The organism is Winogradskyella sp. (assembly GCF_025210595.1).
Classification (GTDB): domain Bacteria; phylum Bacteroidota; class Bacteroidia; order Flavobacteriales; family Flavobacteriaceae; genus Winogradskyella.
On record NZ_JAOARH010000081.1, the window covers coordinates 1 to 9,765 of the forward strand.

A 9,765-nucleotide genomic window follows, 5' to 3' on the forward strand; every position below is an offset into this window, starting at 1 on the left:
CATCTCGTTTTATAGTACATGGTTTATCATCTTGAAATACTTGGGTAATATTCATAGGTTCTTGCAAGTCTATCTGCATGACTTGTTGCGATTTTAATACCTTATACTGAATGGTGTTTTTTCCTTTTATAAATTTTTCATCTGGTTTTACTTCAATATCGAGATGATAATAGGTTAAATCCCACCATTCGCGTTCTGGTGTTATACTTCCTCTTAGCGTATCTTGCTTGGTGAAGTTAGATTTTTCTTGAAGTAATTGTGCTTCAATCAACTTTGGTGTTAAGCACAAGATGATAAATACTAAAACTTTATGAAACGGATTGATGTAATTGTTTTGCATTCGCTTTTTTTAAATATTTAATGAGCATACTGAATCCTAAAAATAAATTTAATCCTAAATAAAGTCCGCCAACGAGTAACATTATTTTAAAATCGTGATTAGCACTTTTAAATTCTGAAAGTTCTGAAAATAATGCTAATACCATATACAGATTAAGAATAATGAAGATTAAGCTTATAATAATACCTAGACCAGATTTTTGTTTGATAATTTGATAACCAATAATGATAAATAACACTATGGCAATAGGATTAAGAAGTGAGGAAGCTATCCAGTAATAAAGGATAGAACCAAGGATTAATAATTCTGGTAATAAAGATTTTAATGCTTTAATATTCATATAAAGTGTTTTTTAATAAAAACGTATGATTCTATCTCATTATTTTATTTGGAAACACAACGACACTTTCATAACCATCTTCGTTAACAGTAGCAACTCCAAAAAGAAAATTGTCAATAACAATACCATCTAAAGTAAATTCAGTAACATCTTCAATATATCTACTATTGTCCCAAGTCGGTGAGGTCGTATCTCTCCAATATATTTTATAACCTTTAGCACCTTTTACGTTGTTCCATTTTAGTTTTACTGAAGCTTCAACAATACCACCAATACTTACTTCTTTTGGTGAAGGTGGAGCAGAGGCAAGGCTTGCTAGTGTTATAGCATTTACTGCGGTTAATTTTTTGCAATACGAAAAGTTAACATGCTCAAAAGTATCACCATATGCAATCCCGTTTTTTGTACGTATGTCTTGATGTTGTTGCGTGTAGTTTTCGTGAGCTTCCATAATACGTATTCCTGCAAACCCAAGGTCATTAAAAGGTCTATGATGACCTCCTCTACCAAATCTATCTAAACGATAGACCATTTTTGGGTTCATTTCTGGCATATAAGTCTTAGTAACTTTGTAAACATAGCGTGCTAATTGACGCGAAATACCATCAATCTCACTACCATAAAAACGTCTAACTCGTGCTTGTTTAGCTAATTTTTTCGGATCTGTTTCATCAGTGGTAATGGCTTCTGAAAAAATTCTGAATGTTCTGTTGTCAATAACTCCATCTACACCTTTAATGTTACCAATCATATCATTATTTAATACTCCAATAATCTCCCAATTATTTTCTTTTGCATATTTAGCCATGCCTTGTCCACCAAATAAACCTTGCTCTTCACCAGATAAACCTAAATAAATAATACTATTTTCAAACTTATATTTAGAAAGTACTCTTGCTGCTTCAATAGCTCCAGCCATTCCTGTTGCATTATCGTTAGCACCAGGTGCGTCATCTGTAAAATTGTTTGGGTCGCTTATTCTCGAGTCGATATCACCACTCATAATTATGTATCTGTTAGGATATTTAGTGCCACGTTGTATAGCTACAACATTGACTACCATGACATCTTTTACAATACGTTGATTAGCGCCTTCTTTTACTAAGTCTTTTTGATAAAATACCTCTAAACAGTTATTGCAGTTTTTTGAAATGTCATCAAACTGAGATTTAATCCAACGACGTGCAGCACCAATGCCACGAGTGTTAGAAATGGTATCACTTAAGGTGTGTCTTGTGCCAAAATCGGCTAATGTTTTTACATCGTGTTTTAATCGTTCTTCAGAAACGGTATCGATAATGTCGTAGATTTTAAGATCTGTTTGTGCCTTTAAGGAGCAAAAAGCGAGTAAAAGCACTAAAGTTAAAATAGATTTCATAGCCTTTTCTTGTAGTTGAATTTTACAGTTTTGGTAACATCCTCTTCTTTAATGTCTACATAAACATTCATTTCATTTTCATTAACTTTTTCAAAAGTCATGCCTTCAAAAACAACCTTATCTTCGGTAATGTACTTTAAAGGAAAGTCTACAGTTTCATCTTTGGTTTCCCAACCTTTTAAATCATTATTAAAATGTTTGAGTTGAAGTACTAAACTATTTTCAACTTCGTGAATAATTTCAATTTCATAAAATTGTACTTTACCATCAACAGATAATTTAAAAGTAGCCATCATAGAACCGTTAGATGGTTCGCTCCAGATTTCTTCGGTAATGCCACCAAAAGCTTCGCCATGCCATGTACCCGAAATCCATTTTATATTTTCGAGCTTGGGTTCTAGTTTTGGTTTTTCGTTTTGAGCTTGGTTAGTAGTAATCCCAAATATTATTAGTAATGTTATAATGAATAATGGTCGTTTCATATGACGTGAGTTTTAAAGTAATCAGAGATAATTATACATGATTCATATATCTTTTAATTGTGTAATGTCTTCTTTTTTAAACATCTGCTTTACACGACTGAGTAATCCATCTTCAGTGCTTAACTGAGTTTCTACTTTGTTAGAAACTTTAATGTTTAAGTGCGAGGCAATATCATCTATATATTTATGATAAGATCTATTTAGAATTACGATTAAATGTTGATCTGAAATGGTTGTTTTAAAATGTGCTTGCAATACATTAGCACTAGAACTAAATTGTATTTTTTCTTCTTTTTTTCCGAATAAGAATCGACTATTAACTAAGAAAAGTTGATCGCTTTGTTTGGTTAACCTAAGTAGACTGCCTTTTTTAAACTTTGAGGTGTTTTCTTTTAAAAATACTAAAATAGAAACCTCATTATTATTAAAAAGTAAACTTTCTTTTTTTCTGAATAAATTTAATATTGGGTAAACTATAAAATAGGTCACTCTATTGATTAATCGTTTTACACGTCTAAAAACAATAAGCGATATTAAAAATAGAATTACTGTAATAACTACAGAGGTAATTGGACTAACAATGCTGACTACAACTAATATACCCGAAAGCACAATTTTTATAATCTGCAAAGCACTATCCATAAATGGTATAGGTGACAGAAAAATTAAAAAGTCTATAAATAACCTAACCGTCATAATTACAAAAAGGACGTAAGTAGATAAGATAAGAATTAAAAAGGCTTTGAATGAGATGGATATGAAGCCAGCTTGGTAAACGATTTCGCTATCTTGTGGTGTTTTGGTGATGAAAATTGGTAGTAATATAACTAAGGCATTAATGACAATTCCAGCTTTATTTTCTAACCAATTATCTACTTTTACGAGTGTGCCAGTAAGTTGATTGGTTGCCATAACTGGTCTTACGATGAGTGTGAAAAGAAATAAAACACCAAATAGAATAAGTACAAACCAATTATTGTAAAAGGGATGCGTAGATACAAAATCGTTATGAAATCCTGCTTTAGAACAAGCTGCTGTTACAAAAACAGAAGTGTAAGGATTTATACTTATAGGAGCAATTTGTGCAACTTGTTCAAATAAACTTGTATTGTGACTTAATACATCTTCTGCTTGACTATAACTAGTTTCTGGTATTAAGATTAAGATTAAAAAAAATAGGCTTATAAATAAATTTTTCATTTTTTGAAGCTTGCAATTATATTATTGAATAAACGTAACTTTTGATATTAAGCCATTGTTGACTTCGTAAATGGCAATAGCATAGTAAATTTTACCATTAATAGTAACTTTTTCTTTATCTATAACTTTATTGCCCAAAACGATTCTATTCATAATTTCTGCATTAAGATCTGGTACAGATTTAAACATAGCTTCGTAGCGTTTTTCAAGAGTTTCTTTACCTTCAGAAGTTAAGTTTCCTGGGAATTCGTATAATTTAATATCCTTTGTGTAGGTTTTTGAGAATTCGTCTTTATCTCTTTTGTTATAAGCTTCTAGTTGTTTGTTAACTATAGTTTCTGGGTTAGATGTTGCTTTTTTGTTTCTAATAAATGTCATTGATTTTATACCATCTTTGTCAACATCATAAATTGTAGCTTGCCTAACAGTTATATTATCAATAGTTACTAACTCTTCATCAATCACTTTGTTTTTCAAAATCATACGATTTAAAACCTTAATGTTAGATTTCTTATTATTTTTAAAAAACTGCTTGTAATTTTCTTTTAGCGTTTTTCTGCCAGAGTACATATAATCTTTAGGGAATCTGTTTACAACTACATTAGCGTCAAAAGCATTCGCAAAATCATTTAATTGCCTTTTGTTAAATGGGTCTATGTGTTTTTGCACAATAGCAGCAGCTTGTGTTTCAGATAATATAGGTGAATTGTTAGGATTAGTTACTTCGGTATTGTTAGGCATATTATTGTCTTCTCCATTAGTTGACTCAGATTTTAAATCACCAGCGATTAATAGTTTTGTTGCATCTGTGTTAATAGCTAAACGTGTTATTTTTGCTATGCCGTAAGATGAAAGATCTGCTACTTTTTTCCAACTATTGTCTCGCTTTAATGTTAATTTATATAATACACCGTTTTTTCCAGATAGTAGTGTTCTGTTATCTAACCAGCATATGTCTTCCACACCGTCCATTGTATTTGCAATAAGTTTAGTGATGCCATTTTTAGGGTTAAGAGACCTTATTTGCCATGGTTTGTTTTTCTCTTTGTATATAAAACTCACTAAATTAGAATTAGGTATTTTGTGAAACGAACGGCCAACACTTGTGGCATATTTTATACTTGTACCTTCGGAAATATTAGTAACAAATAAATTTAATTGTTCATCTTCTATTATAGCAGATACAGTTGTATTTTCATTATACCATGTATAGTAGGCAACAACTAAATCTTTTATAAGTTCTGTAGATTCTCCATTACTAAGATTGTAAGCGTACAAACGTTGTTTGCCATCATCATCTAGTCTAACAGCTGAAACAGCATTTTTATTTGGGATTTTTAAAGGTGTGTATTCGCCGCCTTTTGTATAGTTGATATACGTTTTTGATTTGTAATTAGTATGGTATTGAGCAATATCTGTTTGTCCGTTTCTGGTTGAAGCATAGAGTACATTGCTTTCATTTAAAAAAGAGGGCTGATTATCATAACCTTCATTATTAGATATATTTATACCATTAGTAACTTCAATGTTAGATTTTTTTGCATCGATTTCAAATAAGAAAATTTCAGAATTAGATTGAGAAAACAAAGACGTAAAAAAAAATGAGGATAGGATTAAAAAATAATATTTCATTATATAGCAAGATTGATTTTATAAATATAGTGATTATCTAGTTTTGAGATAATTAAAAATTATTGTTTAGTACAAAACTTAAGTAATAAAAGCGTAAAAACTCTCGACTAAATGCAAATAATATCGATTATAGTGAGTGCATTTCATCGTAAAAATTTCCAAAAAAAGTCATTTTAACGAATTAATTTGTAATTTGCTGATTTATAAGATGTAATTAAGTTTATAGAATTCGCAATTATGTATTTTAACTTGAGTAAAAATGTATAAGTGCTTATTACAACAAAAACCTACTTATTATGTATACATTAACTTCTTCATTAAAAATTTTTATTTTTAGTTTATGTATTGTATTTACTAGTGTTTGTTTTGGACAAAATTCTGGTAGTAGTAGTTCTTTACCAGATGAAGAAAATTTAAATATTACCACCCAAAACCAAGATGATGACAGACGTAAAATAAGACTAGGCTTCACTGCGCCTAATACCTTACACAGACAATTACTTTTAACTGAAGACGAAAATGCAACCTCTGGTATAGATTGGGGATATGATGGTGAATATTATGCCACAGAATATGATGATATGTATTGGTTAATAGAAGGGCAGTTGTTTACTATACAAGGAACAGATATTATAGATGAAAATTCAAGTTTTCCTCTAGGGTTTCATACAAATATTGATGGTGTAAGTACAATAGGTATTGATGCTTTAGAGAATATTGATGATGATTTTGATTTATATCTTTTAGATAATGAATCTGGTACTAACCACAATTTAAGAGATGGTGACTATGAGTTTTACACAGAATCAGGAGTGTATTTAGAGCGTTTTCAAATAGCTTTTCAATCTCCAACGACTTTAAGCACTACTGAAAAAGAATTAGATCAATTAGATTTTTATTATGCTATGAATAGAAAAAAAATAGTTGTTCTAAATCCTACAAATATTGAATTAAAAAATATTGATTTATATAACATTACTGGACAAAAAGTGGATAATTATGAAACTTGGAGCGGTACTTATAATGAATATCAAATTAACAATTTGAGCGCTGGTACTTATATTGTTAAAGTAAATACATTAGATAATAATGTAGTTACCAAGAAAATTATAGTAAAATAATTTTCTACTATATTTAATTTAGTAATAAATCTCAAGGTGTTTCATCTTGAGATTTTTTTATTTGTATTTTATTACTACATTTGTAGTATTAAAACTATAAATGTGGATATAAAGCAGTTGAGTAAATCAGAATTACAGATAATGAAATATTTGTGGAGTTTAAAAAGAGCTTTTATGAAAGATATTGTAGAACAGTTTCCAGAGCCAAGACCAGCTTACACTACCATATCAACTTTACTAACTCGTATGTGTAATAAGAACTATGTAGGTTTTGATAGGTTAGGAAGAGATAAGCAATACTATCCTATTTTAAAAAAGAACGAATACTTTTCAAAACAAGTGAATACTATTATAAAGCACTTTTATAATGATTCAAGATCACAGTTTGCATCATTTTTTGCAAAAAATGCAGATTTATCTATTGAAGAATTAGAAGAATTGCAATTGCTTTTGAAGTCTAAAATTAAAAAGAAAAAAGATAAATGATGGATTATATTTTATATACAATTATAAATCTAAGCTGTGCTTATTTCATTTATAGAGTTTTTCTAAGACCACAGAAGACATTTCAGTTTAATAGATTCTATTTATTAATTACACTTTTATTATGTCTTATTTCTCCAATTGTAGAGCTTCAGTTTTTTAGTTCAGCTCCAAGTATTACTGAAGTTTCCTTTAGTAATAGTGAACTAATAATTGAAAAGGAACAAATAATTGATACTAGTGTTGTAAGCAAAACCAAAAAAAGTATTGATGGCAATATTAATTACATGTTATGGTTTTATCTTATGGGTTCAATGATTTTCATCATTAGATTTAGTAAAAATTTATTTCAACTTTATCGTTTATCTCTTAAGAGTTATACTAAACATAATAGTCTTAAACTAATACCAATTGAAAATCTTAAAAATCCTTCTAGCTTTTTTAATTACCTGTTTATTAATCCTGCTGACTTAAAAAATAAAAAATTTCTAAAAAATGTAATTGAACACGAACAAGTACATAGCTTACAGTTTCATACTCTAGATGTTATATTTATTGAGTTTGTACTATGTTTTTTTTGGTTTAATCCTTTTGTGTGGCTTTACAGAATGGCAATAAAGCAAAATCACGAGTTTATTGCAGATGAACTTAGTATAAAATCTGGAATAGATATTAATACTTATCTACAATCCATTATATGTTCAAGACCAAAAGAACAACGCATCCATTTTGCAAGTGGATTTAATTTTACACAAATAAAAAATAGAATTATTATGTTACATCAATCAAAATCAACAGTTTTAAATCGAATTTTAAAAGTAGGACTTACTATAGTTCTCTTTGCCGGAGTTTTTGTTTTAAGTTCTTTTAAAAAATCTAACGAGCCTTTGGTAGTTATTATAGACGCTGGTCATGGTGGTAAAGATCCTGGGCAAGTTTCGGGTAATATTAAAGAGAAAGATGTTGTTCTTAATATCGCCAATATTTTAAAAACACTTAGCAACGATGACATTAAATTTGTTACAACTCGCCAAAGTGATCATTTTTCTTCACTCTCAGAAAGAATTGATTTTATTAATAAACAGAATCCAGATTTAGTTATAAGTCTTCATTGTAATGCTAGTTCTACTGATAAAGAATCTGGAGTTGAAGCTTATTATTATAAAAGTGATGATGTTGAAATATACAGTAAGTCAATGGAATATAGCTCTTTAGTCTCCTCAGAGCTTGCTTTAAATTTAGGCTTAGATATTGCTAAAATCAGTATAGCAAATTTTAAATTATTAAAGGAAGTTAAAAGTCCTGCTTTTGTGTTAGAGCTAGGTTATTTAACAAACAAAAATGATATAAAAAAACTTGTAAATAATGACAACCAAAAGGTAATTGCAGAAACTATACTTGAGGTTGTTTCATCTGTTGATAATTAGTTCTCTTAAATTAATTAATTAAAAAGCCAATTCAAATTAATGAATTGGCTTTTTCAATTTCTAATTTAAAATTGATTAAAAACAATACTCATTTTCTGCAGATATTTTATCCGCAATTTGAGTACGTATAGCAACAACATTTGGCATGTTGGTATATTTTGTAAAACGTTTTAATCCCATAAGCATCATGCGTTGTTCATCACCTTCAGCAAAGGAAATAATACCTTCTTTAGCGTTTTTAATAACAATATCAACAGCATTATATAAATATAATTGAGTCATTGCAATTTGATGTTTTTGAGCGTCTTCACCAAAGCGTTTTGCATTTTTCTCAGTTCTTAAAATTGCAGATTCAGCCATATAAATTTCTATTAAGATATTTGAAGCTGCCATTAATAACTGTTGGTGTTCTTCTAATTGAGGTCCATATTTTTGAACACCAGCACCAGCAACCATTAAGAATACTTTCTTAAGCTTTGCAATCATTTCTTTTTCTTCAGATAATAATTCCGAATAATCTGGTGTGTCAAATGAAGGAATACCCATTAATTCTTCTTGAACTGCCATTGCTGGTCCCAATAAATCAACATGTCCTTTCATAGCTTTTTTAACCAACATTCCCACAGAAAGCATTCTGTTAATTTCATTTGTACCTTCATAAATTCTTGCAATACGTGCATCTCTCCAAGCCGATTCCATTGGTGTGTCTGCAGAGAATCCCATGCCTCCAAAGATTTGAATACCTTCATCGGTACAATTTTGAGTGTCTTCAGATACAGCAACTTTTAGGATAGAACATTCTATAGCATATTCCTCAACACCTTTTAACTCTGCCTCTTGGTGTGAGTTTCCAGAGGCTTCACGGATGGCAATGCGATCTTCAATGTCTTTTGCTGCTCTATATGTGGCAGACTCATTAACATAGGCATTAGTAGCCATTTCAGCAAACTTAGATTTTATTGCTCCAAAGCTTGAAATAGGTGTTTTAAACTGAACACGTTCGTTGGCATATTTTACAGCTTCAGTAGTTACACGACGTTGCGCATCTAAGCAAGCAGCCGCTAATTTAATACGCCCTACATTAAGTGCATTCATAGCTATTTTAAAACCATTACCTCTTTCTGAAAGCATGTTTTCAACTGGTACTTTGGTTTCACTAAAAAATACTTGTCGTGTTGATGAGGAATGAATACCTAGTTTGTGTTCTTCTTCTCCAAGAGAAATTCCATTTGGATTTTTTGGATCATATTCTACGATAAATCCAGTAATATTTTTGTCATCTTCAATACGAGCGAATACAATCATTAAATTACAGAATCCAGCATTTGAGATCCACATTTTTTGCCCAGAAATAAGATAATG

At 29.9% G+C, this 9,765-nt stretch carries 9 protein-coding genes and 1 pseudogene; 3 read left to right on the plus strand and 7 right to left on the minus strand.

The window, feature by feature from the left end:
• The 6 genes and pseudogenes from N4A42_RS08700 to N4A42_RS08725 form a co-directional block, all read right to left on the minus strand.
• Positions 1-340, minus strand: a pseudogene (locus N4A42_RS08700) (M1 family peptidase); the annotation flags it as partial.
• The gene (locus N4A42_RS08705; protein ID WP_294072895.1) at positions 309-680 is read right to left on the minus strand and encodes a hypothetical protein; all 372 of its coding nucleotides are present in this window, start codon (positions 678-680) and stop codon (positions 309-311) included. The pseudogene N4A42_RS08700 and the gene N4A42_RS08705, both read right to left, overlap by 32 nt.
• Before the next feature lie 31 nt (positions 681-711).
• On the minus strand, positions 712-2,058 hold the full coding sequence (locus N4A42_RS08710) for a M28 family metallopeptidase (RefSeq protein WP_294072898.1): 1,347 nt from the start codon (positions 2,056-2,058) through the stop codon (positions 712-714).
• Complete coding sequence (locus N4A42_RS08715) at positions 2,055-2,540, minus strand: DUF6265 family protein (protein WP_294072901.1); 486 nt, start codon at positions 2,538-2,540, stop codon at positions 2,055-2,057. Before N4A42_RS08715 ends, N4A42_RS08710 begins: the two co-directional genes overlap by 4 nt.
• A gap of 42 nt (positions 2,541-2,582) precedes the next feature.
• The gene (locus N4A42_RS08720) at positions 2,583-3,740 is read right to left on the minus strand and encodes a hypothetical protein (RefSeq protein WP_294072905.1); all 1,158 of its coding nucleotides are present in this window, start codon (positions 3,738-3,740) and stop codon (positions 2,583-2,585) included.
• Positions 3,741-3,761: 21 nt separating this feature from the next.
• Complete coding sequence (locus N4A42_RS08725) at positions 3,762-5,372, minus strand: nuclear transport factor 2 family protein (protein WP_294072908.1); 1,611 nt, start codon at positions 5,370-5,372, stop codon at positions 3,762-3,764.
• 296 nt (positions 5,373-5,668) lie between these two features.
• Between N4A42_RS08725 and N4A42_RS08730 the strand changes: the two genes are divergently transcribed.
• The 3 genes from N4A42_RS08730 (at position 5,669) to N4A42_RS08740 (ending at position 8,403) form a co-directional block, all read left to right on the plus strand.
• On the plus strand, positions 5,669-6,493 hold the full coding sequence (locus N4A42_RS08730; RefSeq protein WP_294072911.1) for a T9SS type A sorting domain-containing protein: 825 nt from the start codon (positions 5,669-5,671) through the stop codon (positions 6,491-6,493).
• A 102-nt stretch (positions 6,494-6,595) separates the two neighbouring features.
• A complete protein-coding gene (locus tag N4A42_RS08735) occupies positions 6,596-6,979 on the plus strand; it encodes a BlaI/MecI/CopY family transcriptional regulator (RefSeq protein WP_294072915.1) in 384 nt (127 codons plus the stop codon).
• Positions 6,976-8,403 (plus strand): M56/M15 family metallopeptidase, encoded by a 1,428-nt coding sequence (locus tag N4A42_RS08740; protein ID WP_294072918.1) that lies wholly within the window; start codon positions 6,976-6,978, stop codon positions 8,401-8,403. Before N4A42_RS08735 ends, N4A42_RS08740 begins: the two co-directional genes overlap by 4 nt.
• A 75-nt stretch (positions 8,404-8,478) precedes the next feature.
• On the opposite strand, the gene N4A42_RS08745 is transcribed toward N4A42_RS08740, so the two are convergent.
• On the minus strand, positions 8,479-9,765 hold a 1,287-nt coding region (locus N4A42_RS08745; RefSeq protein WP_294072921.1), incomplete at its 5' end, for an acyl-CoA dehydrogenase family protein.